The sequence below is a fragment of the Atopobiaceae bacterium genome, assembly GCA_022483015.1.
GTDB lineage: Bacteria > Actinomycetota > Coriobacteriia > Coriobacteriales > Atopobiaceae > JALCUE01.
Map to the genome: position 1 here is coordinate 138211 of JAKVOB010000001.1, position 26351 is coordinate 164561.

General features: G+C 68.6%; 27 protein-coding genes. 5 read left to right on the plus strand and 22 right to left on the minus strand.

The window, feature by feature from the left end; genetic code table 11:
- Positions 1 to 43 precede the first annotated feature (43 nt).
- Positions 44 to 1207, plus strand: coding sequence for a hypothetical protein (locus LKE50_00575; GenBank protein ID MCH3967139.1), 1164 nt, complete (start codon positions 44 to 46; stop codon positions 1205 to 1207).
- A 33-nt stretch (positions 1208 to 1240) separates the two neighbouring features.
- Here the strand turns inward: LKE50_00575 and LKE50_00580 are convergent, their stop codons facing one another.
- From LKE50_00580 to LKE50_00595, 4 genes are read right to left on the minus strand one after another with little or no spacing between them, the layout of a single operon-like run.
- Complete coding sequence (locus tag LKE50_00580) at positions 1241 to 2035, minus strand: TatD family hydrolase (protein MCH3967140.1); 795 nt, start codon at positions 2033 to 2035, stop codon at positions 1241 to 1243.
- Positions 2007 to 2798, minus strand: a complete 792-nt coding sequence (locus tag LKE50_00585) for a tRNA threonylcarbamoyladenosine dehydratase (GenBank protein MCH3967141.1) — start codon at positions 2796 to 2798, stop codon at positions 2007 to 2009. The genes LKE50_00580 and LKE50_00585 overlap by 29 nt, the downstream gene beginning before the upstream one ends.
- 5 nt (positions 2799 to 2803) lie before the next feature.
- Entirely contained in the window at positions 2804 to 3286 is a 483-nt protein-coding gene (locus LKE50_00590; GenBank protein MCH3967142.1) for a hypothetical protein, read from the minus strand.
- Positions 3287 to 3333: 47 nt separating this feature from the next.
- Positions 3334 to 4362 (minus strand): putative ABC transporter permease, encoded by a 1029-nt coding sequence (locus LKE50_00595; protein MCH3967143.1) that lies wholly within the window; start codon positions 4360 to 4362, stop codon positions 3334 to 3336.
- A gap of 169 nt (positions 4363 to 4531) precedes the next feature.
- On the opposite strand from LKE50_00595, the gene LKE50_00600 reads away from it, so the two are divergent.
- Both LKE50_00600 and LKE50_00605 read left to right on the plus strand, forming a co-directional pair.
- Entirely contained in the window at positions 4532 to 6187 is a 1656-nt protein-coding gene (locus LKE50_00600; protein ID MCH3967144.1) for a putative manganese-dependent inorganic diphosphatase, read from the plus strand.
- A 233-nt stretch (positions 6188 to 6420) separates the two neighbouring features.
- On the plus strand, positions 6421 to 7377 hold the full coding sequence (locus LKE50_00605; protein ID MCH3967145.1) for a magnesium transporter CorA family protein: 957 nt from the start codon (positions 6421 to 6423) through the stop codon (positions 7375 to 7377).
- A 31-nt stretch (positions 7378 to 7408) separates the two neighbouring features.
- Here the strand turns inward: LKE50_00605 and LKE50_00610 are convergent, their stop codons facing one another.
- The 18 genes from LKE50_00610 to LKE50_00695 form a co-directional block, all read right to left on the minus strand.
- A complete protein-coding gene (locus LKE50_00610; protein ID MCH3967146.1) occupies positions 7409 to 7792 on the minus strand; it encodes a Rid family detoxifying hydrolase in 384 nt (127 codons plus the stop codon).
- Positions 7793 to 7904: 112 nt separating this feature from the next.
- Entirely contained in the window at positions 7905 to 8714 is an 810-nt protein-coding gene (locus LKE50_00615; GenBank protein ID MCH3967147.1) for a metal ABC transporter permease, read from the minus strand.
- Positions 8714 to 9445, minus strand: coding sequence for a metal ABC transporter ATP-binding protein (locus tag LKE50_00620; protein MCH3967148.1), 732 nt, complete (start codon positions 9443 to 9445; stop codon positions 8714 to 8716). Before LKE50_00620 ends, LKE50_00615 begins: the two co-directional genes overlap by 1 nt.
- Positions 9442 to 10416: a zinc ABC transporter substrate-binding protein gene (locus LKE50_00625; protein MCH3967149.1), complete on the minus strand. Its 975-nt coding sequence runs from the start codon at positions 10414 to 10416 to the stop codon at positions 9442 to 9444. The genes LKE50_00620 and LKE50_00625 overlap by 4 nt, the downstream gene beginning before the upstream one ends.
- 98 nt (positions 10417 to 10514) lie before the next feature.
- Positions 10515 to 10946, minus strand: coding sequence for a transcriptional repressor (locus LKE50_00630; GenBank protein MCH3967150.1), 432 nt, complete (start codon positions 10944 to 10946; stop codon positions 10515 to 10517).
- A gap of 316 nt (positions 10947 to 11262) precedes the next feature.
- Entirely contained in the window at positions 11263 to 12345 is a 1083-nt protein-coding gene (gene hydE / locus LKE50_00635; GenBank protein ID MCH3967151.1) for a [FeFe] hydrogenase H-cluster radical SAM maturase HydE, read from the minus strand.
- Positions 12342 to 13547, minus strand: coding sequence for a [FeFe] hydrogenase H-cluster maturation GTPase HydF (gene hydF, locus LKE50_00640; protein ID MCH3967152.1), 1206 nt, complete (start codon positions 13545 to 13547; stop codon positions 12342 to 12344). The genes hydE and hydF overlap by 4 nt, the downstream gene beginning before the upstream one ends.
- Complete coding sequence (locus LKE50_00645; GenBank protein ID MCH3967153.1) at positions 13544 to 14680, minus strand: nitrogenase component 1; 1137 nt, start codon at positions 14678 to 14680, stop codon at positions 13544 to 13546. Before LKE50_00645 ends, hydF begins: the two co-directional genes overlap by 4 nt.
- On the minus strand, positions 14677 to 16002 hold the full coding sequence (locus LKE50_00650) for a hypothetical protein (GenBank protein ID MCH3967154.1): 1326 nt from the start codon (positions 16000 to 16002) through the stop codon (positions 14677 to 14679). The genes LKE50_00645 and LKE50_00650 overlap by 4 nt, the downstream gene beginning before the upstream one ends.
- Positions 15996 to 16271, minus strand: coding sequence for an iron-only hydrogenase system regulator (locus LKE50_00655; GenBank protein ID MCH3967155.1), 276 nt, complete (start codon positions 16269 to 16271; stop codon positions 15996 to 15998). The genes LKE50_00650 and LKE50_00655 overlap by 7 nt, the downstream gene beginning before the upstream one ends.
- Before the next feature lie 9 nt (positions 16272 to 16280).
- Positions 16281 to 17285 carry a hydrogenase expression/formation protein HypE gene (hypE, locus tag LKE50_00660; protein MCH3967156.1) on the minus strand — a complete coding sequence of 335 codons (1005 nt, stop codon included), beginning with the start codon at positions 17283 to 17285 and terminating at the stop codon, positions 16281 to 16283.
- Positions 17282 to 18334, minus strand: coding sequence for a hydrogenase formation protein HypD (hypD, locus tag LKE50_00665; GenBank protein MCH3967157.1), 1053 nt, complete (start codon positions 18332 to 18334; stop codon positions 17282 to 17284). Before hypD ends, hypE begins: the two co-directional genes overlap by 4 nt.
- The gene (locus tag LKE50_00670) at positions 18331 to 18540 is read right to left on the minus strand and encodes a HypC/HybG/HupF family hydrogenase formation chaperone (GenBank protein MCH3967158.1); all 210 of its coding nucleotides are present in this window, start codon (positions 18538 to 18540) and stop codon (positions 18331 to 18333) included. Before LKE50_00670 ends, hypD begins: the two co-directional genes overlap by 4 nt.
- A 167-nt stretch (positions 18541 to 18707) precedes the next feature.
- Entirely contained in the window at positions 18708 to 21065 is a 2358-nt protein-coding gene (gene hypF, locus LKE50_00675) for a carbamoyltransferase HypF (protein ID MCH3967159.1), read from the minus strand.
- Positions 21062 to 22099: a nitrogenase component 1 gene (locus tag LKE50_00680; protein MCH3967160.1), complete on the minus strand. Its 1038-nt coding sequence runs from the start codon at positions 22097 to 22099 to the stop codon at positions 21062 to 21064. The genes hypF and LKE50_00680 overlap by 4 nt, the downstream gene beginning before the upstream one ends.
- On the minus strand, positions 22096 to 22263 hold the full coding sequence (locus tag LKE50_00685) for a hypothetical protein (GenBank protein MCH3967161.1): 168 nt from the start codon (positions 22261 to 22263) through the stop codon (positions 22096 to 22098). Before LKE50_00685 ends, LKE50_00680 begins: the two co-directional genes overlap by 4 nt.
- Positions 22250 to 23446, minus strand: a complete 1197-nt coding sequence (locus LKE50_00690) for a nitrogenase component 1 (GenBank protein MCH3967162.1) — start codon at positions 23444 to 23446, stop codon at positions 22250 to 22252. Before LKE50_00690 ends, LKE50_00685 begins: the two co-directional genes overlap by 14 nt.
- Positions 23443 to 24207 carry a nitrogenase iron protein NifH gene (locus LKE50_00695; protein ID MCH3967163.1) on the minus strand — a complete coding sequence of 255 codons (765 nt, stop codon included), beginning with the start codon at positions 24205 to 24207 and terminating at the stop codon, positions 23443 to 23445. The genes LKE50_00690 and LKE50_00695 overlap by 4 nt, the downstream gene beginning before the upstream one ends.
- Before the next feature lie 388 nt (positions 24208 to 24595).
- Here LKE50_00695 and LKE50_00700 point away from each other — a divergent pair, with 388 nt between their 5' ends.
- The gene (locus tag LKE50_00700) at positions 24596 to 25243 is read left to right on the plus strand and encodes a bifunctional 4-hydroxy-2-oxoglutarate aldolase/2-dehydro-3-deoxy-phosphogluconate aldolase (GenBank protein ID MCH3967164.1); all 648 of its coding nucleotides are present in this window, start codon (positions 24596 to 24598) and stop codon (positions 25241 to 25243) included.
- Positions 25244 to 25569: 326 nt separating this feature from the next.
- The gene (locus LKE50_00705; GenBank protein MCH3967165.1) at positions 25570 to 26349 is read left to right on the plus strand and encodes a carboxymuconolactone decarboxylase family protein; all 780 of its coding nucleotides are present in this window, start codon (positions 25570 to 25572) and stop codon (positions 26347 to 26349) included.
- The last annotated feature ends 2 nt before the right edge of the window (positions 26350 to 26351 follow it).

The following is a 26351-nucleotide window of genomic DNA, read 5'->3' on the forward strand; positions in this document are numbered from 1 at the left end:
GCAGACTAGACGCATTGTGGCCCGACGAATCGAGGACGTAGAGATGACACGCACCTTCAAGACCATGCCCCACCGTCGCACGAGGCTCGCCCTTACCCTCAGCTGCCTGCTGGCGCTCGTCATAGGCATGGTCGGCCTCTCGGCCTGTGGTGATGACACGTCGACCACCACGAGCACCGATGCCCCCGACTACCTGAGCCTTGCCAAGGACGCCTGCAGCTGGTCCAAGCTCGAGGAGCAGGGCCTGGTCATCAAGTACACCACGGCCGAGGCCACGAGCGGCTCGGCCTTCCAGACGCTGGGACTCGACTACGTGCTCGAGGGCAGCACCGGCGGTCGCAAGTTCACCCTGCTCCATGGCTATGACCAGCAGTACCAGTGCGAGTCTGAGTACCTGCGCTACAACGGCAGCTGGTACTCGCAGTTCGCGGGCTTCACGGCCACGCGCTTCATGATGTCGTCCGACCTCTGGTCGAGCAGCATCACCTATCCCAACCCGTCCATGTTCGACAGCTTCAGCCCCAAGCTCGTGAGCGACGTCAAGAATGATGACGGCACCTACTCGCTCGTCTACCAGATCACGCCCAAGAACGATGACGACGTCTGGGGCGATACCTTCTCGAGCTACCTCTCGAGCGGCGTGAGGCACCTCTACTGGGGGCTCACCCTCGACTCCAGCTATCGCCCGACCTCCGAGACGCTCGCCACCGACGCCGGCCTCACCGACACGGTGTGGGAGCCGCTCACCTACGAGTACGTCAACGCGTCCGACTACGACCTCACGTCGCTGTTCACCTTCGCCGACGCCTACGAGCAGTCCGACATGATCAAGGTCACGGTCGTCGACGCGGTCACCGGCGACGAGATCCAGACCATGGAGGTACAGCGCAACACGCCCGTCTATGTCGAGGTGCCCGACGGCGTGTCGATCTACACGGACGCGGCGTGCACGCAGGACTACAACCAGACCATGCTCGAGAACTGGCGCACGCTCGGCACCGAGCTCACACAACCGGCCGACCTCACGCTCTACGAGAAGTCGGACAGCATCGCGCTGACGACCACGGACGCAGGGACCCCCGTGACGACGGCAGCGACCACCGACGAGACCGCCACGGGCGCGGCGTCCGGCTCGACCGACGCTGACGCCGCCACGACCGCCGGTGCCTCGTCAGTGCCTCTGGCGGCAACCACCGCAACGTCATAGGCACGCCCACACCCGACCGCGCAGAACGCCTGCTCACCTGTTGAGCAGGCGTTCTGCGTTTCGGGCGACGACCTGCGCCATGGGCTCGTCGCGGATGCGCCCCACGAGCTCGAGGGCATGGGCGAGGGACCCCTGCTGGCGTTCGGGCGAGCAGGGCCTGTCGGGCGCCTCAGGGAGGTCCGTCTCGAGCAGGATGGCCTCGGCAGGCAGGTCATGCACATAGGCCCGGCCCTTCCGCGTCGCGAGCATGCGCTCCCCCACCGAGAAGGAGCAACCCAGGCGCACCGCACGTGCGAGCTCGTCCGACGTCCCCGAGAACCAGTGCAGCACGCAGCGGCAGCTGGCAGCCACGCCCGTGGCCTCGAGCACGTCGAGCACCTCGCCCGCGGCATGCACGGAGTGGATCGAGACCACGGGACGCCTCCCGGCCGCCTCGACCGCATCCATCGCGCGCTCGAGGGCCGCACGTTGCACATCATGGGTCGCGACATGCGCACACCCCAGGTCGAGCCCCACCTCACCGACGAGGTCGGCCCCGCCCACGAGCTCGCAGAACCGGCCGAGGGGGACCTCCGGGTCCGCCGCTTCGGAGACGTCCCACGGATGCAGGCCCAGGCCCACGACTACGTTGGTCGATCCTGCCAGCTGGGCATGCGCGGCCTCGTAGCCTGCCGGGCCCACCGTGCACGAGAGCGCGGAGACCCCAAGGGACCCGAGGGCCCTGGCATGCGCCGCCGGGTCCGGCACGAAGTCGAGATGGCAGTGGGCATCGAGCAGGTGCGGGGCCGCAGGCTCGCCGTCAGCGGCCATCGCGTGCCCGCTCGTCATCGATCCCCGTGAGATGCCTGATGACGTCACCTGCCAGCATCTGTCCCATGATCGGCGGCATGAACGAGGCCGTGCCCAGCGTGGCCCCGCGTCGCTCCTGCCCCGCCGGGGCGTCCGCGTCATCGGGTGCCGCCGCACTCGCACGCGCGTCGACCTCGAGCGGTCGCTCGGGCGAGAAGAGCACGCGCAGGTGGCGTATCCCCTGCTTGCGTGCGCGCTTGCGCACCGCGTGGCAGAGCGGGTCCACGCGCGTGTCGTAGATGTCAGCGAAGCGCAGACGCTCGGGATGGACCTTGTTGGCCGCCCCCATCGAGCTCACGAGCGGGACTCCCATGCGTTCGCAGAGCTCGGCCATGACCAGCTTGGTGGCCACGGTGTCGAGGGCGTCGACCACATAGTCGAGGCCGCCCTGGTCCTGCCGGCACCTCTCGAGGAGGGCCTCGGCGTTCTCGGGAAGCACCCTCATGTCATAGGTCGTGACCTGTGCGGCCGGATCGATGTCGAGCACCATGTCGCGCATGACCTCGACCTTGCGCCTGCCCACCGTCGAGGTGAAGGCGATGGCCTGACGGTTCACGTTCGAGGCCGACACCTCGTCGGAGTCCACGAGGGCGAGCGAGCCCACACCGCCGCGAGCGAGGGCCTCGGCACAGCTCGACCCCACACCGCCCAGGCCGAGCACCAGCACGCGGGCATGGGCGAGCCGCGCCAGCCCCTCCCGGGAGAAGAGCAGCTCGAGCCGTGCGGAAGCCTCCCCCTCCATGGGCCTCAGGCCGCCCGTTCTTCTCGCCAGACCAGCAGGCCGACGAGAGCGCTCACCACGGGGAGCACGAACGAGCCCGCGAGGTTGGAGGGGTCGAGGGTCGCAGAGCCCAGCCAGAGGTCGATCGCGAACGAGGCGACGGAGACGGCGAGCGAGATGAGCGCCATCACGAGGTACGGCGTGACCACCATCCGGCCGCGCGCGGCGCGGATGCCGAAGATGCCGCAGAGCAGGTCGAAGAACCCCGATGCCAGCAGGAAGGCGGCCACCACCAGGAGCAGGTCGGGACCCGAGAGCCCGCCTGCGAAGAGGCCGAGGGACGTGTTGGCCATGCTCTGCTGGAAGCCCTCGGCAAGCGAGCTCGAGCCTGTCATGAGCGCCGACGCAAGGCCGAGCAGGACGTAGAGGACCGCCATGAGGACCATCAGGACGGAGCAGATGACGAGCACCGCCTTCTTCCATCCATGGGGCGCGTAGGTCGTGTCCATGTGGGTCTCCTTTTCTGCCGCAGGGGTGCGGACGAGGGTCGCGACGACTAGAAGTTCGTGATGTACAGGAACTGCAGCATCGCATAGAACACGTAGACGACGACCGCGATGATGTTCATGGCGTCCTTGGGTACCCGATCGATCCAGCGTGCGATGAAGGGATAGATCACCCATGTGATGATGGTCGAGACCACGCCGAAGAGCGCGCCGTTCTGCAGGCAGATCTGCCCCATGAAGTTGAAGGGCAGAGGCGTGTAGTCCCAGAGCTGGAGCGTCGGGTTGGTGGCAAGGCCGAAGACGAGCTCGACGAGCGAGCAGACGATGCCGTTGATCACGAAGCTCAGGACGATCGGGAGCACGGGCACATGGACGTGCGCCTGGAGCCAGTTCTTGATGGGATAGAGCAGCAGCACGCACATGGCGAAGCCCATGCCCTCCGTGGGGAACGGGTAGAGCCAGTCACGCCAGAGGGAGGTGTCGGCCGGGTTGACGTCACCCGGCACGAGGCCGTTGAGGATGGCCACGCCGAAGGCGGCCTCCATCCAGTGGCCTACCACCGCGAAGATGCAGTAGAACATGACCAGGTCACGCCAGAAGCGGAGCTCGTTGGGCTTCGGGATGGCCGTGTCGTGCGTGGGAGCGAGCGAGAGGGGCTCCACGAGCACGGCCTTGACGCGACGCGAGGTGAGCATGTAGAGGATGACGAGCCCGTTTATCACCCAGGCGGGCCATTGCGCCATGACGTCCCCGCCGGAGACGGCCGCGAGCGCCACGTCCGTCGCTATGGCGAAGAGGTTCAGGAAGACGAAGTAGGGCCTCGCCGCCCGCATGCGCTGCATGATGAGCCAGACGCCCACGCCGTTGAGGACGACGGTCACCGCCCCCACGAGGGTGTTGAGGTCATAGACCATGACATCGCGCGAGACCATCCCCAGGTAGACCAGGGTCGTCACCACGTTGAAGATGCAGCCTATCTCGACAAGCCGTAGGAATCCGAGCTTGTGGCCGTTCGAGAAGTCCTTCTTGGACGTGCTCATGTGGTGTGGGCGCTCTTCCGCGCCAAGCTCAGCTTCCATGGGCCCCTCCTCGCGTCTCGGGTCTTTCGCCCCAGTCTAGCGTGTGCCTGGGCGTCCGAAGGGATGAAGTCGCCCAACGTCGTAAGCAGGACGGCGGAGGCCGTGGCACAATCACATCAGTACAAAACGGGGGCGCGGCCATCCGCGCACGGCACACAAAGGACTCCACATGCCTGAGGCAATCCGCAAGGTCAACGTCATAGGCCATCTCCATCCCGACACCGACAGCATCTGCTCGGCGATCTCCTATGCCTACCTCAAGAACCAGATCGGTCCCAAGGTCTACGAGGCGAGGCGTGCCGGCACCATCAGCCGTGAGACCGCCTTCGTGCTCAAGCACTTCGGCTTCGAGGAGCCTGAGCTCATCACGAGCGTGACCCCGCAGATCAAGGACATCGACATCAACCACCAGGAGGGCATCGCCCCCGAGACGAGCCTGTTCGCCGCCTGGCTGCTCATGGGCGAGGCCCACGTGGACACCCTCTGCATCACCGACAAGGACGACGACCTCCAGGGCCTCATCGCGCTCAAGGACATCGCGACGGCGAACCTGGACATCTTCGACACGAGCATGCTCTCGGTCGCACACACCATGGTGGGCAACATCGCCAAGACCCTCGACGGCCAGATTCTCGTGGGCGACGCGGCCGACACCATCGACCAGGGCAACCTCTGCGTCGGGACCACCCCCGAGATGATGGACGGCGTCATCAGCCCCGGCGACATCGTCCTCGTCACCAACCGCTACGAGTGCCAGCAGTTCGCCGTCGAATGCGGTGCCTCCTGCCTCGTGATCTGCTGTGGCGCCGACGTCTCCGAGAAGGTCCGCGACGCCGCCGAGCGTGCGCACTGCACCATCATCACCACGCCCTATGACACCTACGCCACCGCCCGCCTCATCTGCATGTCCTGCCCCGTCCGCGCGCGCATGCTCACCGACGACATCCTGAAGTTCAGCGTCAACACCGCCGTCGACGACGCGCAGAAGGTCATGGCACAGTCCAAGCACCGCTACTTCCCCGTCATCGACGAGGAGGGCCACTATGTCGGCATGGTGAGCACGCCCAACCTGCTCACGATCAAGCGCAAGCACGTCATCCTCGTCGACCACAACGAGCGCTCCCAGGCAGTCGAGGGCCTCGAGCAGGCCGAGATCATGGAGATCATCGACCACCACCGCATCGGGACCATCGAGACGAGCGGCCCGGTCATGTTCCGCAACATGCCCGTGGGATGCACCTGCACCATCATCTACTCGATCTTCCAGGAGAACGACGTCGAGATCCCCGCGAACATCGCCGGCCTCATGCTCTCGGCGATCCTCTCCGACACCCTCATGTTCCGCTCGCCCACCTGCACGATCGTCGACGAGCGCGCCGCGCACGCCCTCGCCGGGATCTGCGGCGAGGACATCGAGGCCTACGCCGACGCCATGTTCGAGGCCGGCGCCGACCTCACGGGACGCACCGCCGAGGAGGTCTTCCACTCGGACTTCAAGGTCTTCAGCCGTGGCCAGGCCCGCTTCGGCGTGGGCCAGAGCAGCTTCATGACCGAGAAGAGCCGCAAGGCCGCCGAGGCCCTCGTCGCCCCTTACCTCCCCGAGGCCGCGGCCGACGAGGAGCTCCCGATGGTCTTCTACATGTTCACCGACGTGAAGTCCCAGACCACCGAGTTCGTCTCGTGGGGCGAGGGCGCATCCGACGTCGTCGACAAGGCCTTCGACGTCACCTCCACCGACGGCATGGCCGTGCTTCCGGGCGTCGTCTCCCGCAAGAAGCAGGTCATCCCCAACCTCATGGCCGCCATGCAGGAGATCAAGGAGTAACGACGCGAGCCCGGCGGGGGCTCCGGACGTGACGTGTTCCTCTCGCCAGACGTGTGGCACACGTGGCCCCTGTTACACAGGTGGCCTCATTCGCAGGATTCCTGCCGAACAGGGGCACTTGTGTAACAGAAGCCTGCCGAACCCACGGACTTGTGTGACACCCTGGCGAGGGAGCATCCCGCCCGTCAGGTCCCACGACGGGTTCCAGCCGACCGCATGACGAGGGAGCGACCGTGAAGGACGTCTACACCATCGGCGAGAGGGGCCTCCGGCACGGCGGCGACATCGGCGCCGGGTCGCTCGTGCTCCTCGTCGACCCCACCTCCGCAGAGATCGACTCGGTCGTCGAGGCATGCGGCAGGCTCGGCACGTGCGAGCTCGACCGCGGCGACCTCCTGTTCGCCCTCGATGACGAGGAGCCCTCGCGCCTCGAGTCAGAGGACGGTTACACGATGCTCGTGCTCGATGCGCCCGTCCGCGAGCCGAGGGGCAAGACGAGCAGCTACCAGACCTACCCTGTGGGCATCTTCGTCACGGCCGGCGGCGTCACCATCGTGGTCTCGCTCGTCGACGTGCGCACCTTCAGGCGCGAGACCCGGGAGCGGGCCCTCGTGAGCCCGGCTGGCAAGCCCCACTACGTCTACGAGCTGCTCATGGCCATCGCCCTGAGCTACCAGGGGTTCCTGCGCGAGATCGAGAAGACCCGCAAGTCGCTCGTCGACGGCCTCGACAGCCGCGCGAGCAACGACGACCTCATGCTGCTCCACGGCCTCGAGACCGACATCGTCTACTTCGAGACCTCGCTCACGGGCAACCGCGCCGTGCTCGACCGCGCCGCCAGGAGCCGGCTCGCGGCCGACGACGAGGACCGCGACCTCTTTGCCGACGTGAACGTCGAGGTGAAGGAGGCCGCCGAGATGGCCCACATCTACCAGCAGCTGGTCGCCGGCACGCGGGACCTGTTCACCAACGTGATGAACAACGACCTCTCTGTCACGATGAAGGTCCTCACGAGCCTCACGGTGATCATGGCCGTGCCCACCATCGTGAGCGGCTTCTATGGGATGAACGTCGACGGGACGTGGATGCCGCTCTCGTCCACGCCGCACGGGTTCATCATCGTCTGCATCATCACGGCCGCGATCTGCGCCCTCTGCGCACTGCTGCTGCATCGCAAGAACATGCTGTAGCGCAGCGCCTCCTGGTGAGCGAGGCAGGCAGCTAGACCCTGGCGACGGCCTTGATCTCGACCTTGGCACCCTTGGGGATGGCCGCGACCTGGAAGCAGGCGCGCGCGGGATACGGCTCCGAGAAGAACTCCGCGTAGACGTCGTTCATGGCCGAGAACTCCGAGATGTCGGCCATGACGACGGTGGTCTCGACCACATCGCCCATGGACGCGCCGGCGGCAGCGAGGATCTCACGGATGTTGGTGAGGCTCTGACGGGTCTGCGACGCGATGTCGGGGCCGGCGAACTCTCCGGTGGCGGGGTCGATGGGGATCTGGCCCGAGACGTTGATGGTGGCACCGGCGGACTTGATGCCCTGCGAGTAGGGACCGAGGGCGGCGGGTGCTTGAGGCGTGGCGATGGCGGTGGCGGACATGGCAGCTCCTTGGGATGAGGGCGCTCGGGTGGGGCGCGGTTGGTCCTATCCTAGCGAGTTCGCGGGCAGACGTGGGGACGGCGCCAGATGCACGCACGCATCCCCTGACGTCTCACTGCCCGTGGCTGCCCCTCCCCCGCAGCGTCCGCACGCCCATGGCCACGAGCAGCGCCGCCGCCCCCACCAGGGCGATGGCCCCTCCCGGCCGCACGCCCAGGCCATAGGAGGCCACGATTCCCACCAGGCACGACGCAAGCGAGATGCCCACACTCGCGCCGAGGCAGGCCCGATACCCACGCGCCACCTGCAGCGCCGCCGCCACGGGGACCACCAGCATCGAGGACACCACGAGCGAGCCGATGGTCCGGGACGAGATGGACACGACCACGCCCACGACGACGGCGAACGCGACATCGACCAGACGCGTCCGCACCCCGCAGGTCCGCGCCAGGCCCTCGTCGATCGACACCACGAACAGGGCACGGCGCAGCACGAACAGGACCACCAGGGTGGCGATGCCCAGCACGATGACCAGCGCCAGCTCGGCATCGCTCACCGACACGAGGCTCCCGAACAGGTAGTCGTCAAGCGAGCGGGTGTTACCCGCGAACGACGAGAGGATGCCGGCGAGCCCTGCCCCCGTGGCCGCGACCACGGCGATGGCGACGTCGGCATAGTGTGGCATCCTCCGCCGCACCCCCTCGATCGAGAGCGCCGCGATGACACAGGCGACAAGCGCCCCCACCACGGGGTCCACGCCAGCGACGAGCCCCGCCGCCACGCCGGCGAGCGAGCAGTGCGAGAGCGCGTCACCCGTCATGGACGTACGCCGCAGCACGAGCGTCGACCCCACGAGCGGCAGCACCACGGCCAGCACGACGCCGCAGGCGATCGCCCTCCTCATGAAGGCATAGGCCAGCATCAGGCGACCCCCTCGGTTATGGCGGAGCGCGTCAGGTGCAGGATGCGCCCGCCCGTCCCCGCCGCGTTCGCGAGGTCGTGCGTCACCACGAGCGCCGCCAGGCCATCATCGCGGCAGAGGTCCGCCACCAACGAGAAGAACGCCTCGGTCGCAGACGCGTCGAGCGCCGAGGTGGGCTCGTCGAGCACGAGCAGGTCAGGAGCGCCCACGAGGGCCCGGGCCAGCATGGCCCGCTGGCGCTGCCCTCCCGAGAGCTCCGAGACCGGACGGTCTGCGAGCTCGGCCACGCCGCAGCGCGCGCAGGCCGCGAGCACCTGCGAGCGGGCATCCGCGCCCAGCCTGCCGAAGGCCCCTGCCTCGGCGAAGAGGCCCGTCCGCACGACCTCGGCCACCGTGGCGGGGAACGACGCGAGCCCCTCGAGGTCGCCCTGGGCGAGATAGCCCACGCGTCGCCAGTCGGCGAAGCGCCGCGCGTCGGTCCCCATGAGACGTGCCTCGCCCGCCGTAGGAGAGAGCTGCCCCAGCACGAGCCCTACGAGCGTGGACTTGCCGGCACCGTTGTCACCCTCGACGAGGCAGAGCTCGCCCGGGAGGACGCACGCGTCCCACGGGCCGAAGCCCTCCGAACCCGGATAGCGGAACCCCAGGGCACGGAGCTCTATGAGCGGCTCCCCATGAGGCCTCGTGACGCGTCGACCCGCACGTCCCTCTCGCCTGCAGCGTGCCCTCATGCCAGTGCCGCCTTGAGCTCGGAGAGGTTGCCCCTCATGACCGAGAAGTAGTCCTGCCCCTGCGCCAGCTCCTCGTCGGTGAGGCCCTCGAGGGGGTTCAGCTGCTCGGCCGTGGCACCGGTCTCCGAGGCGATGGCCTGGGCGACCTTGGGGCTCACGAGGTCCTCGTAGAAGATGGTGGTGATGCCGTCCTGCCTGACCTCGTCGGTGATGGCGGCCATGGCCTGGGCGTCAGGCTCGGCATCAGGGTCGAGGCCCTCGATGCCCACCTGGGTGAGCCCATACTCGTCGCAGAGGTATCCCCAGGCCTCGTGCGAGACCACGATCCTCTTGTTCGTGCAGGCCGAGAGTGTGCTCGCGTACTCCTGGTCGAGCTGGTCGGCCTCGGCGGCCGCCGTGGCATAGTTCGCCTCGAAGGTGTCGGCATCTGCCGGGTCGGCCTTCTCGAGCGCGTCGGCGATGGTGCGCATCTCGGCCTTGGCGTCCTTGGGCGAGTTCCAGACATGTGGGTCGTCCACGAGCTGGCCCGCCTCGGCCCCCTCGTCGGCCGTGACCTGGCGCAGGGTGATGCCGTCAGAGGCACATACCGATGCAGGGGCGTCGGAGCCGGCGGACGCCAGCACGTCGGACACCCAGGACTCCATCCCCGCCCCGTTGTAGACGAGGAGGTCGGCCGAGTCGATGGTCTGGATGTCGGCAGCGCTCGGCTCCCAGTCATGGGGCTCGGTACCCGCCGGCACCATGCAGGTGACGTCGACCTTGTCACCACCGATGCGCTGCGCGAAGTCGGCCATGGGATAGAAGCTCGCGACGACCTTGACCTTGGACGAGGTGCCGGCATCGGCAGCCTGCGTCGTGGCAGTCGAGCCGGCGCTCGCGGACGAGCAGCCGCAGGCCGCGAGGAGCACGGACACGGCGAGGCAGAGCACGGTCGCAATGCGGCCTAAGAGCATGGAGCTGGAACGAGACACGTTGAAGGACCTCCCAGACGAGTGACGAGAAGATGTGGCTCTCGCTCGCGATGGAAGATGGGGACCGGTGGCCGAGGCGCAGGACGCAGGCCGCGCCGTCAGTCGCCTGACGATGCCCCCGCGCGCCCCTTGGAGCACTCGTGGCAGTAGCCGTAGAGGACCGTCCTGTGAGGCTCGACCGTGAAGTCGTGCTCCTCGCTCACATGCTCCACGAAGGTCTCGAGCCCCTCGCAGTCGAGCGGAAACACCCGGTGGCACCCCAGGCAGGCGAGGCACGTCCCCTCGTCGGAGCCCTCGACGAGGCAGTAGCGCGCAGGCCCTCCCTGGCCATCGGGAACCTGCACGACCACGCCCGTGGCCGAGAGGCGCTCGAGCGTGCGGTAGACCGTCGTCTTGCCCACGCCACCGCCGGTGGCGGCAAGCGCCGACACGATCTGGTCCACCGTGAGCGACTCCCCGACATGGGCGCGCATGAGGTCGAGCACGGCCCCCTGCTGCCTTGTCGCGTATGGTCCCCTCTTGCCAGCCATCGTCTCACCGTTCCAAAGTGAAAACGAAAACCGTTTTCACTTTACTCAAGGGTCGGGTCATGTCAACACCCGGTCCGGACCTTTTCAATCAGTCTAGCGCGGAGGGACGGGCCAGCGTGCGAACAGGGCCGCAACGGGACGTCCTTCTCGGCCATGAGGTGCCTCCACTGCGTCTGTCGATGCAATTCCTAGCGTTTCAGAGCCACACAGGCACCAGAAAACGATAGGGGATGCATCGACAGACGAAGGCAAGGTCCCGGGTATCAGGTATCGGCCATGTTGCGACTCGCACGGCACCGCCACGTCCGACGCGCCCTCAGCCCACGTAGTCCCCGCGGCTCACGACCACCTCGCAGCCAGCAGACCCCACCACGCGCTCGAGCGCCGCGTGGTTCTCGGCAGCCTCGGCCCCCGAGCAGAGCTTGCCGTCGTAGAGCAGGTACTTGCCGCGCACGCCCGCCGGCGACAGGTTGGGCATGATCACGTTGGCCCCCGCCAGCAGGCCCAGGCGACGGCCGTCCGCGGCGACCGTGCCGAGTGCGGTCGTGGCCGGCAGGAGCGCATGGGGGAACATGAGCCTGAGGATCCCCAGCAGATGCAGGGTGTCGGCCATGCTGCCCGCCGGCTCGTGGGCGAAGGGCGTGTCATGGTGCGGCAGGAAGGGACCGATGCCGATCATGTGCGGCCCCAGTCGCTCCATGAAGCGCAGGTCGGCGATGACGTCGGCCACGGTCTGGCCGGGCGAGCCCACCATGAGCCCGCATCCCACCTGGTAGCCGATGGCCTTGAGGTCGACCAGGCAGCGCTTGCGATGCTCGCACGACAGCTCGGGCGGATGCAGTCTGCGGTAGTGGACGGGGTCGGCCGTCTCCTCGCGCAGGAGGTAGCGGTCGGCACCTGCGTCGAAGTAGGCCTGGTAGCTCGCGTGCTCGCGCTCCCCTATGGAGAGGGTCACGGCGCAGTCGGCAAAGCGCGCCTTGATGGCGGCCACGATGGCGCAGACGCGGTCGTCCGAGAAGAACGGGTCGTCGCCACCCTGCAGCACGAAGGTCCGGAGTCCCAGATCATATCCCTGCTCACAGCAGGCCAAGATCGTGTCCGCGTCGAGGCGGTAGCGCTCGGCATGGGCGTTGCCCGCCCTGAGGCCGCAGTAGTAGCAGTCGTTCCGGCAATGGCTCGTGAACTCGATGAGCCCGCGCAGGTAGACCACGTGGCCATACGTGCGCTCGCGCGCCTCGCGTGCCGCCGAGAAGAGCGCCTGCTCGTCAGCCTCCGACCACCCTGGCGCAAGGAGCCGCACGAGCTCGGCATCGGCAAGCGTGCGCTCGCGCGCCAGGCGGGCGATGAGCCCGGCCCGCCCGGACGCCGGCACGCGGACGTCCCTCTCCTCGTCCGTCACTCGTCCAGCTCCTTCTCCACGTCAGGGAGCACCCGGAGGCTCCGACGCAGGATGCCCCGCATCTGCGCGATGAGCACCCCGTAGTTGGTCATGGGGACGCCCTGGTCGGTGGCCTGGCGCATGCGATGGCACACCTCCCGCTCGTTGAGCATGCAGCCGCCGCAATGGACCACGAGGGCGTAGCGCGTGAGGTCGTCGGGGAAGCCCCTCCCCGACGAGCTCTCGAAGGTGAGGTCGAGCCCCGTGTACTCGCGCATCCAGCGGGGGATCTTGACCGTGCCGATGTCGTTGCACTGCCGGTGGTGCGTGCAGCCCTCGGCCACGAGGATGCGGTCGCCGTCATGCAGGCCAGCGACGGCGCTCACGCCCCGCACGGCCTCGGCGAGGTACCCCTTGTGGCGCGCCATGAGGATCGAGAACGACGTCAGCAGGACGTCGTCCGGCACGATGGCGGCGACCTCCTTGAAGACCTGGCTGTCCGTGATGACGAGCGAGGGCGGCTCGCGCAGGCGCCCCAGGGCGTCGGCCAGCTCGGTGTCCTGCACGACCATGGTGGTGGCGCCGGAGTCGAGCAGGTCGCGGATCACCTGCTGCTCAGGCAGTATGAGGCGCCCCTTGGGGGCGGCCTTGTCGATGGGGATCACGAGCACCACGACGCTCCCCCTCCCCATGAGGTCCCCCACGAGGCCGGGCTCGGGCGCGTCGTTCTCGCCCAGCGCCGCGATGCGCTCCTTGAGCCCCTCGATGCCCGTGCGCTCGGTGGAGCTCACATAGACCTCGTTGGCGTCGGCCGTGGGCACCTCGTCGAGCAGGTCGGCCTTGGTCATCGCGAGCAGATATGGGATCCCACGGTCCTCGAAGAGGGAGACGAGCTGGTGGTCGCAGGGCTGCATCCCCTGGGTCGCGTCCACCACGAGCACCGCCACGTCCGTGCGTTCGAGCACGCGCCTGGTCGCCGCCACGCGCTTGGCCCCCAGCTCGCCCGTGTCGTCGAAGCCGGGCGTGTCGATGATGACGACCGGCCCCATGGGCAGCAGCTCCATCGACTTGGTCACGGGGTCGGTCGTGGTGCCCCGCACGTCGGACACCACCGAGAGCTCCTGGTTGGTGACAGCGTTCACCACGCTCGACTTGCCGGCGTTCCTCCTGCCGAAGAAGCCGATGTGCACACGCTCCCCCGACGGGACGTCATTCAGGCTCATAGTGACCCACCTTCCATAAGATGCGCGAGGTCGATGGCCTCGCCCCTATACACACGACCGGAGAACGCCAGATGCGGGACCGAGAGAAACCGTGCCGCAGGCGGCGCGACGAGCTTCCAGAGGGGATCTGCCACGATGAGGTCGGCACCCTCGAGCTCGCGCGCGACCTCCTCCTCGCCCCGGGCGAGGACGTCGCCCGCGCCCAGGAGGGCGTTGTCGGCCTCGAGCGGGCAGACCAGGCGGAACGGACGTCCCAGGCGGCCGGCCAGGGCGACGGCGACCGACCCCATCGCCACCGGCTCGCCCACCACGACCGCCGTGGCAGCCGGGGCATCGGCACGCCTGCTCCCGCAGGGCGCCGAGCACTCCCCCGTCCTCTCGGCGGCGTCGAGCGCCCTCGCGAGTCCGTCCGCGAAGCCCGGTACGGGCGTGCCGGCCACCCAGGGCGTGCCGAAGCGCTCGCGGAGCACCTTGGCCGCAGCCATGCCGGTGGCCGAGACCACGAGGTTGACCGACCCCTGGGCCGCACGGCCGAGCCCGTCGAGCGTGTCCCCCATGGCCCAGCAGGACGTGACCTGCCAGCCGGCACCCTCGACCCAGGCGCGTATCGAGCCCAGCGCGCCGTCGGCCATGAGGTCGAGCGGCGTGGCCCCCAGGATGTTGAGGTGACGGGGCTGCGGTCGGGCGTCGTCCACGAAGCGTCTGGCGACCTCCGCGAAGGCCGCTCCGGCGCCGCGCACGTAGTCGTGCATGCCGTTGGTGGGCAGTGCGAAGCAGGGCACGCCGCACTCGCGCCCGATCGTGGCCGCGAGCGCGTCGAGGTCGCTTCCCACGAGGTAGGGGATCGGCGAGGCCACGAGCGCCACGAAGCGCGGTGCGAGGTCGCGCGCCGCCGCGACGACGTCGTCTACGAGGCGCCGGTCGTTGCCCATGAGGGCGTCCGACTCCTTGAGCCCCGAGAGGAACACCAGGCTGTCCTGGTCATACCAGCGCGTCTCGTCGAAGGTGTTGTAGGTTGAGTTGCAGCCCGACGGGTCGTGCAGCACCACCATGCCACCCAGCTCGAAGAGGGCCGAGGCCGCCCCCGAGACGTCCCCCGTGTAGACCGGCTCTATCCGCTGCGTCTGTCTCATAGGCAGCTCGCGCATCCCAGACCCTTGCGCTGCACGAGCGCCTTGGTGTCCTTCTCGGTGGCGACGGCCTCGACCATGAGGCGAGCCAGGTGACGGATGCCGTCGAAGCCCCAGAGCCCCCCGCCCTCGACCATGTCCACGAAATGTGGGGTGTCGAGCGCCCAGGCGGCCCACTGGCCTATCGCGAGCACGTCGCCCTCGCCCCCACGGGGACGCGTGCGCATGCGTGCCTGGACCATCGGATAGAGCATGAGGTCAGGTGCATGCTCGACGAGCCAGGCGGCATCGTCCGTCTCGTCGGGACGGACCGCGTCGAGGAAGGCCCATCGCACGTCGAAGCCATGCTCGAGCAGGAGGCGCGCAAGCCCGAGCGGGCGGGGATGCACGTTCTGGTCGATGGCCACGGGCAGGCCGGCGAGCGCCTCACGGGCCTGGTCCAGCGCGTCATCGGCCGCCGCCCGCAGGTCCGTGCAGTCGGGATGTGCCATCTCGAGCCCGTCTGCCAGCGCATCGATCCCGTGGGCGATCTCGTCATACGAGAAGGACCCCGGCAGGTAGAGCAGGTCCGCGCCCAGGCGCCCGGCCAGGGCCTCGATGCCATGCCGCGCCGTGGGATAGGTGCAGACCATGAGCTGCGCCTCGGCCAGGTGCTGGTAGTCCGCATAGGTCGCGCACCCCTGGACCTGCCTGACCTCGCAGCCGGCATCCCGGGCGAGTCCCAGCAGGTCGGCCGTGTCGTCGAGGGCGAAGTCGCTGCCGAGCACGTCGACCACGCGCTCCTGGTGGGGACATGGTCGCAGGGGGTCGTACATGGACGCGCGCAGCTCCTGCTCGGGGGTGAGGTGCTCCTTCTGGCGGATGGGGTCCATCCAGCACTCGACGAAGTCCACGCCGGGGAAGCGCCCGCGTAGGGTCCGCATGACATAGGCCACGTCACACCCCGTGAAGCGGTGGACGCAGACCAGGAACAGCAGGACCACCGGCGGCAGCTCGTCGAGCTTGGCGAGGACGTCGGCCACGCCGTCGATGGTGAAGCGCTCGAGGTCACCAGCCACGAGGTTCTTCTCGTCCAAGGCAACGAGCGAGAAGCGGTCGAGCTCCCCCATCTCGGCAGCCGTCATCACGACGCCGCGGACGCAGTTCTCGGCACAGACGTAAACCTGGTGCGCCTCGGGCACGAGCATGCCCGTGTGCACGATGTTCCAGGTCCCATGCACGGGGGCGTTGAACTCGAGGCCCTGCGAGAAGGGCCGCGGGAGCCGCGCGTCGGCCATGCGCACGCCGACGTCGGTGGGCACGGGCCGCATGACCTGCGTCAGCATGGTACGTCCCCCTCCTCGGGGGAGACCACGTTGGAGTAGGTGGCCTTGGCCGTCACGCCCGCGAGGCGCCCGAGCCTGCCCGAGAGCGTGTTGATCACGTCCTGCGGGGCATCGATGGCCACGCAGATGATGTTGACGCCCTTCTGCCGGTAGGGGATCCCCATGCGCCCGATGATGTAGCCCGCATCCTCCGAGAGGAGGTTGTTGAGCTCCTCGGTGTCGGCTCCCCCGCTGACGATGATCGAGACGATCGCGACCCTGGTCTCCATGATGTCCTCCTAGCAGATGCGGGGCAGGAGCTCGCCCGTGGGCTGGGGCAGGAGCGTCCGCGTGCCGATGCTCGTGCGCATGATGACCTTGCCGGGATGGTCGGCCGAGACGGTGCCGATGACGGCCGCCCCGTGCGAGTGGTCCGTGGCACGCAGGGCAGCGACCACGTCGTCGGCCACGTCGGCCGGTGCGAAGACGACCATCGTGCCCTCGCAGGCCAGGTAGAGCGGGTCGAGGCCGAGCATGTCGCAGACGCCACGGACCTCGGGCGCCACCGGCACGGCCTCCGCGTCGAGCTCCACCGAGACGGACGACTCGCCCGCGATCTCGTAGAGCACGGTGCCCACCCCGCCACGCGTGGCGTCGCGGATGACATGCACGTCAGAGGTGGTGTCGAGCATGGCCTTGACCGGTCCCCAGAGCGGGGCGCAGTCGGTCGTGACGTCGGCGTCGATGCCGAACTCGTCGCGCGCGAGCAGGATCGTGCAGCCGTGACGGCCGATGTCGCCCGTCACGATGACCTTGTCGCCCGGGCGGGCGGCATCGCCGGCGAGGTGCGTGCCCGGCATGACCTCGCCCACGCCCGTCGTGGTGATGAAGAGGTTGTCGACCTGCCCCCTGCCGGCCACCTTGGTGTCACCGGCCACGATCTCGACGCCGGCCTCGGCCGCCGTGGCGGACATCGCCGAGACGACCTGCTCGAGCCTCTCCAACGGGAAGCCCTCCTCGATCACGAAGGAGCACGTGAGGTAGAGCGGACGCGCGCCCATGCAAGCCAGGTCGTTCACCGTGCCACAGACGGAGAGCTTGCCGATGTTGCCACCCGGGAAGAACGGCGGGCTCACGATGAAGCCATCCGTGGTCATGGCGATCGGGCCGGCCGGCCGGGGCAGCACCGCGGCATCGTCCGCCGTGAGGTGTGGGTTGTCGAAGTGGGCCTTGAACACCGTGTCGATGAGCTCGGCGGTCTGCCGGCCTCCGGCCCCGTGCGCGAGCATGACGGTATCGCTCATAGCTGTTCTCCTCCGTATTGGTAGTAGGCCGAGCAGGCGCCCTCACCCGAGACCATGCAGGCGCCCACGGGATGCTGCGGCGTGCAGACCTTCCCGAAGAGCGGGCAGTCATGCGGGGTGCAGGCTCCCCTGAGCACGTCGCCGCAACGGCAGGCCGGGTTGGAGCGGCCCTCCACGTGCGGCAGGTCGAACTTCCTGCGGGCGTCATAGGCGGCGTAGGCATCGCGCAGGCGCATGCCCGAGCCGGGGATCTCGCCGAGGCCGCGCCACGTGGCGTCGCACGGCTCCATGAGACGGGCGACGAGCCCCTGGGCGCCCTTGTTGCCCTCGCGGGTCACCACGCGCGGATAGGCGTTGGCGAAGAAGGGCCTGCCCTCCTGCGACCTCCTGAGGATGATGGCAAGGGCGCACATGATCTCCGGTGCGGTGAACCCGCAGACCACACCCGAGACCCCCTGGCCCACGAGGTCCTCCTCGGCCCTGGTGCCCGTGATGGCGCAGACGTGCCCCGGATAGAGGAACGCGTCGGCACTCCCCTTCAGGGCCTGGTAGGCCTGTGGCATCGTCTTGTTGGCCGTGAGCAGCGAGAAGTTGCCGAGCCCGGCGGCGTCGGCCCGCTCCACGGCCAGGCAGTTGGCAGGCGTGGTCGTCTCGAAGCCGACCGAGAGGAACGTGACCTGCTCGGAGGCATGGTCGCGCGCATAGTCCACGGCGTCGAGCGGCGAATAGACCACCTGCACGCGCGCGCCCTTGGAGCGGGCGCCCGCCAGGCTCATGTCGGTCCCCGGCACGCGCACGAGGTCGCCGAAGGTGCACACGGTGACGTCGTGCTCGAGGCCCAGCATGACGGCCTCGTCGATGAAGCCGGGCGGCGTCACGCACACCGGGCAGCCCGGGCCCGAGATGAGCCTCACCTGGGGCGGCAGCAGCCCACGGATGCCCAGGCGGAAGATCTCGTGCGTATGGGTGCCGCAGACCTCCATGATGCGCAGGGCAGGACCGTCATAGGACTCGATGATCGCCCGCGCCTTGTCGGCCGCCCCCGTCACGAGAGCTCCTCGAGCAGGGCGTCCGTCTCGTCCTCGTCGTCCGACGTGATGCGCGAGATGGCCACGCCCGCATGCACCATGACGTACTCACCTGGCTCGAGGTCATCGAGCAGCTCGGCCGAGACCTCGCGCTGCGCCCCCGTGGCGTCCACGACGGCCGTCCCCTCCTGCACCCGCACTACCTTTGCCGGCAGTCCTACGCACATGTGACTCTCCTCTCCTCGCGCCGTCCGGCGCGTCGGTTCCCTCGCATGTCACGGCCACCATCACGAAGACCATGAGCCGCAATTCCCTCTCCTCCTCGCTGAGGTAGCGCATCCGGCACCTTTTATAGGCCATAAAGGTGCCGGATGCGCTACCTCAGCGGGCGCCATCACCCGTGACCACGGAGCCGCTCCATCGCCACGACGGCCTGTCCGAGCGAGATGCCCCCGTCGTTGGGAGGCACCAGGCAGTGCGTGAGCACCGAGAAGCCCGCCTCGGCAAGGCCGTCCGCCACCATCCCCAACAGCAGCGTGTTCTGGAACGTCCCGCCCGAGAGCGCGACCGTGCCCACGCCGCTCTCGTCACGGGCCGCCACGCAGGCGTCGACCGCCTGGGCTGCCAGGGCCCTGTGCGCAAGGAGCGCGAGCGCCCCGGCGTCGGCCCCCGCAAGCCTGAGGTCCATGACCTCCGAGAAGAGCGCGCGGGTGTCCATGACGATGCGACCATCGGGACCGCTCGTGAGGCCCGGCACCGCCCAGCCGTCGCACGACGCGCCTGCCCGCAGCGCGGCCTCGGCCGTCACCTGCAGCGCGCAGGCCGCCTCCGACTCGTAGGTCGACGCGCGCCGTATGCCCAACAGTGCCGAGAGGGCGTCGAACAGGCGGCCCGTGCTCGTGCAGGTGACGGCATTGACGTGCCTCTCGGCCATTCGCGCCTGCACGCGGCAGGTCCGCTCGTCGGCGAGCCCGAGCCGCTCGCAGGCCACCACCAGCTCGTCGGTGCTCCCGACGAGCTCGCGCGCCATCGAGACGGCGACCCTCCAGCCCTCGCGGGCGGCGGCGTCCCCGCCCACCAGCAGGAAGGGGCTGATGCTCCCCAGGCGTTCGAAGCCCGCGGCGTCGGCCAGCAGGAGCTCGCCACCCCAGATGGTCCCGTCCGTGCCGTAGCCCGTCCCGTCGAAGGCCAGGCCCAGGACCGGACCCGCGCAGTCGTTCTCGGCCATGCACGAGACGACGTGGGCGTGGTGGTGCTGCACCTCCACGAGAGGCAGCCCCGACTCCTCGGCCACGAGGCGCGTGTTGTACCGCGGGTGCAGGTCACAGGCCACGACTGTGGGCTCGATCTCGAGAAGGGCCTCCATGCGGCCGACCGTCTCGCACAGGGCGTCGAGCGTCCGTACGTCACCCATGTCGCCCACGTAGGGCGACGGGTAGAAGAGGTCGTTCTTGGCCAGGCAGAAGGTGTTCTTGAGCTCGCCACCCACGGCAAGGACCTGTCCGGCATACCCGCGCGACAGCATGGTCGGCAGCGGCGCGTAGCCCCGTGAGCGGCGGATCATGTACGGCCGGCCATGGAACCAGTCCATGACGGAGTCATCGGCACGTACGCGGATGGCCCGGTCGTTCGTGAGGATGCAGTCGCAGAAGCCGGCAAGCTCGGCGGCGGCGTGCTCGTCATCCTTGCAGATGGGCGCCCCCGAGACGTTGCCGCTCGTCATGACGAGGCAGTCGGGCACCTCGATGCCGTCATCGTACGAGAAGAGCAGCAGCTGGACGGGTGCGTAGGGAAGCATCACGCCCACGCGCGGGTCGTCGGGCGCGACCGCCTCGCAGAGCGTCGCCGTCGTCGCACGTCCGAGCAGCATGATCGGCTTCTGGTGGTTGTCGAGCACCTCCTCCTGGGCCGGCGTGAGCTCACACTCGCGACGCACCACGCCCATGTCGCGCATCATCACGGCGAAGGGCTTGGCCGGGCGCCCCTTGAGCGTGCGGAGCCGCCCCACGGCCTCCTGGTTGGTGGCGTCGCAGCACAGGTGGAAGCCACCGATGCCCTTCACGGCCGCGATGCCGCCGGCAGCGATGGTACGGCGCACGTGGCTGATGGCATCGTGCCCGCGCTCGGGCCGCCCCAGCAGGAAGACCTCGGGACCGCAGTCGTTGCAGCACACGGGCTGCGCGTCATAGCGACGCGACCCCGGGTCGGCGTACTCGTCGGCACAGGTGGGGCACATCCCGAAGGAGGCCATGCTCGTGCGCTCACGGTCGTAGGGCATGGTGTCGAGGATGGTGAGGCGCGGCCCGCAGCAGGTACAGTTGATGAAGGGGTGCAGGTACCTGCGATTCGTCGGGTCGAAGAGCTCGCGCTTGCAGTCATCGCAGATCGCGATGTCCGGCGACACGAAGATCTCGCCCGTGACCTTCTCGCTCTCCACGATCTCGAAGTCCGAGAGGGACGGCGCGTCCCCGACCGGCTTGACGTCGAGCTTCAGGATGGACGCCCGACGCGGCGGCTCGTGCTCGAGCAGGTGCAGGAAGCGACCCACCTGGGCCTCGGTGCCCTGGGCCACGACCTCGACATAGGGACCCTTGTTGCAGACGCTGCCGCACACGCCCGCGCTCGTCGCATGGCGGGCAACCGTGGGCCTGAAGCCCACGCCCTGCACGATGCCATAGACGCGGATGCGGCGCGTGACCAGGCCCGATGCCAGCGCATCACCCCTCGGGACCTCGGGATGCGAGCCCGTCATGGGACCAACCTCCCTGACACCGCGAAGTGGGGGGCGTCGACCCACGTCCCGGCAAACCCAGGGGCGAGCGCGCGCATGTCCGTGTCGGCCACGACCACGTCGAAGCCGCCGTCGGCCACGAGCCGCGAGAGGTCGTCCTCCTCGTCCAGGTGGACGTCACCGGGACGCGCGAGGGCGTCGTCGAGCATGAACCAGGAGGCGACCACGACCTCGGCACCGGCCTCCTCGCACCTCTCGCGCAAGGTGTCGGCCGCGACCTGCTGGTGGCACACGAGCACGCGCCTGCCTTCGAGCTGGAGCCCCGCGAGGAGGTCGTCCGCAAGCGGGTACGCCACCGAGAGGGGCGTCCCGTAGGTACGCTCGAGCCAGCGCGCGCCGGCCAGGCCGGACGGCGCCACCACGAGGTTCCGCTCGCAGGTGGATGCCGCACGCACGTCGTCCATCGAGGCCCCGGCCCCGTAGCAGACCACGTCGTCCCAGCCCTCCTGCCTGAGCCGTCCGCGCAGGAGCCTGCCGGCATGGGTCGTCGACAGGTCGAGCGGCGTGGCCCCGACGACGCCGAGGCGTCCCGGCACCACGGGCCCCCTCTCGGTCGCGAAGGCCTGGAACAGGGCGAGGTAGGCCTTGCTCGCGCCCACGTCATAGAGATGCATGCCGTCCGTGTCGATCGCGAGCGCCGGCAGGCCGCACGCATGCGTCGCCATGGTCGCCACGGCGGCGAGGTCCGTCCCGATGACGGCAGGGACCGGCGTCCCCACCAGGGCCACGAAGCTCGCTTCGATGCGGTCTGCGGCCGAGGCCAGCTTGGCGACCAGACGGTCGTCCCGCCCCATGATCGCGTCCATGTCGCGCAGGCCCGCGCTGAAGATGGCACTCCTGCGGGTGGACCAGCGCGGCTCGTCGAAGCCGCAGACGTTGCCGGCACACCCCCCGGCGTCCACGATCACGATCATGCCGCCCAGGTCGAAGAGCACCGAGGACGCTCCCGACTGGTCGGGGGCGAAGGGCGTGAGGCACCTCCTGAGACCCCTCACGCCATCACCTCGTCCAGACGACGGAGCAGCTCCACGAGCCCCTCGTAGCCGAACGGCTGGACCTCGTCGTTCCAGGCCACGTTGGGGACGTCGGGCTGGTAGTAGGCGGCATCGTGGCCGATGGTGACGTCGGCGGGCAGGAGCGAGGCATCATAGTCGAGCATCGTGGGCTCGAGGTTCGAGAAGACGCGGGTCTCTGGGCTCACCTCGGCGAGATGACGCAGGTAGGCAAAGCTCTCGTCGGTCACCGTGGCATAGAGCTCCGTGACGCGGAGGCCGGCGCGGGCGAGCGCGAGGGCGAGCTCGAAGGGGTCTGCGTTCGCGCACTCCCCTATGGCCACGCGGGCCCCGGCGTGCCTCTCCGAGAAGGACGCGAGCGCCGAGACCGCCTCGGAATGAGGGCGGGACGTCGTCGAGGTCGCAGCCCAGCACCTGGCCGAGGGCCTTGTACTGGCTCGCGATCCTCTCGACCTGGTAGAGGCGACGCAGCTCCACCGACGGCATGCCCAGTCGGCGCTCGAGGTCAGCCGCGGCCACACGCGCCTCGGGGTCGAGCACGAGGTTGAAGTTGGCCTCGGACATGGCCAGGTACTCGTCATAGGTGGAGCACCGCGCGAGCTCGTTGACCTTGCGGATGCCGGCCTGCCCGAGCAACCCATGGAGCTCGCACGCATCGCGCAGCGGCGAGAAGAACCCCATGACGTTGACCACGCGGGACCTGCGCGGACGCCCCTCGAGCAGCGAGTAGAGCTCCTCGCGCACGTAGACCATGGGCGGGCGGCGGCCCTCGCGCGTGAGGGCGTACATGTAGCAGGGGCGCACCGGCACGCCCGCGGCCTTGGAGGCCTGGGTGCAGACGCGCTCCATGTCGGTGCCGAGCAGCGCGTCCACGCACGTGATGCAGATCATGACCATGGAGGGCGGCTGGGCCAGACCCTCGCAGACCTCGCGCACGGCCTCCGGGATGAGCTTGAGGTGACGGCTCGTGACCACGTCCGTCTGGTCCATCGTGAGGTAGAAGAAGCGGTCACGGTAGCCCGGCAGGCGGCTCACGAGCGAGGTGTTCCTCCCGCAGCATCCCGGCGACACGATCAGCATGACCGAGCCTGGGATCGAGAGGCCGGCGCGCTTCACGCCGAACCCCTCCGCACCCGGTGAGTTGAAGGCCAGGGCCGCGGGGGAGCTGTAGATGAGGTGCTTGGACGAGACGAGCTCCGAGGGTAGGTCGGCCGGACCCCGACGCACGAGGTCGGCCACCGAGAAGCTCGCGGCAGCAGCACCCTGCGCGGACGCGCGGCCACAGGGCCCCGAGCAGGCCAGGCCATCCTCGTGGGGATGCCCTGTCATGACGCGCCCCCCTGGCGTGAGAGGAGGGTATGGGCGAGGTCGATGAAGCGCCGGCTTATGCCGGAGGTCGCGTCGGCCTCGACGACCGTCCTGCCCTCGTCCTCGCACGCGATGATCTGGTCGCTGCGGGGGATCTCACCCAGGATGGGAAGTCCGGCGCCGTCGGCGAAGGCCTTGACCTTCTCGTTCTCGTCGGCGACGTCGCGATGGTTGAGCACGATGCCGGCGACCTTGGCGTAGCTTCGGTCCTCGAAGTTGTGCACGGCCTCGTTGATGTTGTTGGCCGCGTAGAGCGCCATCTTCTCACCCGAGGTCACAATCACGACCTCCTGGGCATAGCCCTCCCTGATGGGGGCCGCAAAGCCGCCGCAGACCACGTCGCCCAGCACGTCGTACAGCACGACGTCGGGCTTCCAGGTCTCGAAGAGTCGCAGCTCGTCGAGGAGGTCGAAGGTGGCGATGATGCCACGACCGGCGCATCCCAGGCCCGGGGTGGGGCCGCCCGTCTCGATGCAGAGCACCCCGCCGAAGCCCTCGCGAGAGACCTGGCCCAGGCTCGTGGGCTCCTCGTCGTGCTCGCGGAGGTAGTTCATCACCGGCGTGAGCGGCTCGCCGCCGAGCAGGTTCACCGTCGAGTCGGCCTTGGGGTCGCACCCGATCTGGATGACGCGGAGGCCCATCGTCGAGAACGCGGCCGAGAGGTTCGACGTGACGGTCGACTTCCCGATACCGCCCTTGCCGTAGATGGCGACCTTGAGCATGGCACTCCCTCGACGGTCGCAGGCAGCCTGCCCACGGGGCGCGACGGTCGTGGGATCATAGGGAGGGGAAGCGATGGCATGGACGTGCCGACAGCCGGCCACGCCCTGCGCATACGATTCCGGCTCGGGGACCCTTGCCGTCACTGCATGCGAAACGAATCATGTGGGTCTTTCGGGAGGCGCGCGGCCGCCCGTCAGACATGACTAGTGTGGGCGGCAGAGTCCCATATGTCAATGGTGAACTCGCAGGTGGCACCCCTCCTCCGAACCTGGCCGTCCCGGCAGCCTGAGATCGTGCCCGACATGTTAGAGCGCCCGAAAACGGGTACAGCGAATATGGCGTTTTGAACACAAGTCAAAAACAGGCATCGGAGCGAGAGGCATCACCATGGACATGGACGCGTTCTACGACAAGCTCGAGCATGCAGGCTACATCCCCCAGACCTACTCCGACAAGGTACGCGACGGTGCAGCGCTCGCCCATGCCCTCGTCGGCGGCGGACTCACGGTCGTTCAGGTGGAATGCATGGGCACGTCAGGCGCCAAGGCCATCCACGACATGGCCACCGCCAAGCCCGACCTCCTCGTGGGCGCGGGGGCCATCGCCACCACGGACGCGCTCGCCACGGCCATCGAGTCCGGCGCCGGCTTCGTGACGCTGCCCACCTATGACGAGACGCTCTGCCGCGCCTGCCTCGATGCCGACATCCCCTGCATCCCCACCACGGTCGACGAGGGTGGCATCTTCAAGGCCCACAAGATGGGCCTCATCGTCACGGGCATGGTCACCGCCAACCCCCAGGACGCGATCTCGTGCATCGATCGGTTCGCGGCCGCCTTCGAGGGTCACCGCTTCATGCCCATCGGCTGCGTGGACGAGGACAACACCGCGGACTTCCTGGCAGATCCCGCCGTCCTGGCCTGCTGCTCGGAGGACTGGGTGACCAGGCCGGACTTCGTCGAGGGCGGGGAGTACGAGGGAATCACCCGTCTGGCAGCCGAGGCCAACGCCTGTGTCAGGAGGGCCCGCAAGTAGGGACATACGTCACGGTGCCTCGCGACATGACGATCCTCTCCGCATCCCCGTTTCACCAGAAGACGTGTCGTCTAGGGTTATTCCGAGCTCAACGGACATATGACCCGAGCTGACACGTCTTCTGACAAGGAGACGGCCACTTCCACGGAACGGCCCCATCGAGAGGGACGTTCCGTCGAGTCGGTCGGGCGAGTGGTATCGCCTCTGCCATACGTTCCATCTATTCCAGATGATGCTAGATAGGCATTTGTTATCGCACCCCCCTGGCCATATGCTCTTTGTGAGCAACGGCGCCCCCACCGGCGCATGGCGAAAGGACGAATGCGATGCCAGCCACAGACCAAGACGCCACGACGACCGACCGGGTCGACCTCACCGAGAGCCTCGCAGGCCTCACCTCGGAATTCGCCAGCACCGATCCCGAGTTCGTCGACCTGTTCGACGCCTTCGCCTTTGACGAGGTGCCCGACCGCGTCCCCCTCGACGACCACACCCGCGCCCTGGGATGGCTCTCGACCCTCGTCGGATGCCAGGGCATCGACGCCTACCGCGTGATGCTCCCCCTGGCCCTCACGATGGGCATCACCCCCACGGAAGCCAAGGAGGCCGTCTACCAGGCGACGGCCTATCTTGGCCTAGGGAGGGTGTTCCCCTTCCTCACGGCGACGAACGAGGTGCTTGCCGAGAAGGACGTCACGCTTCCCCTCGCGCCCCAGGCGAGGACCACGCCCGAGGGTCGCCGCGAGGCCGGCACGCAGGCCCAGGTAGACATCTTCGGTGACGGCATGCGCGACTTCTGGAGGAACGGCGACGCCGAGTACCCCCAGATCAACGAGTGGCTGGCCGCGAACTGCTTCGGCGACTACTACACGCGCGGCGGCCTCGACCTCAAGGCCCGCGAGCTCGTCACGTTCTGCATCATCGCGGCCCAGGGTGGCTGCGACGGCCAGCTCCAAGGCCATGCCGCAGGCAACCTCCACATCGGCAACGGCGAGGCGCTCCTCCTGGCCGTCATCTCGTCGAACCTGCCGCTCATCGGCTACCCCCGCACCCTGAACGCCATCACCGCGCTCGAGGCCGCAGCCGCCTCGGCAGACAAGGAGTGACC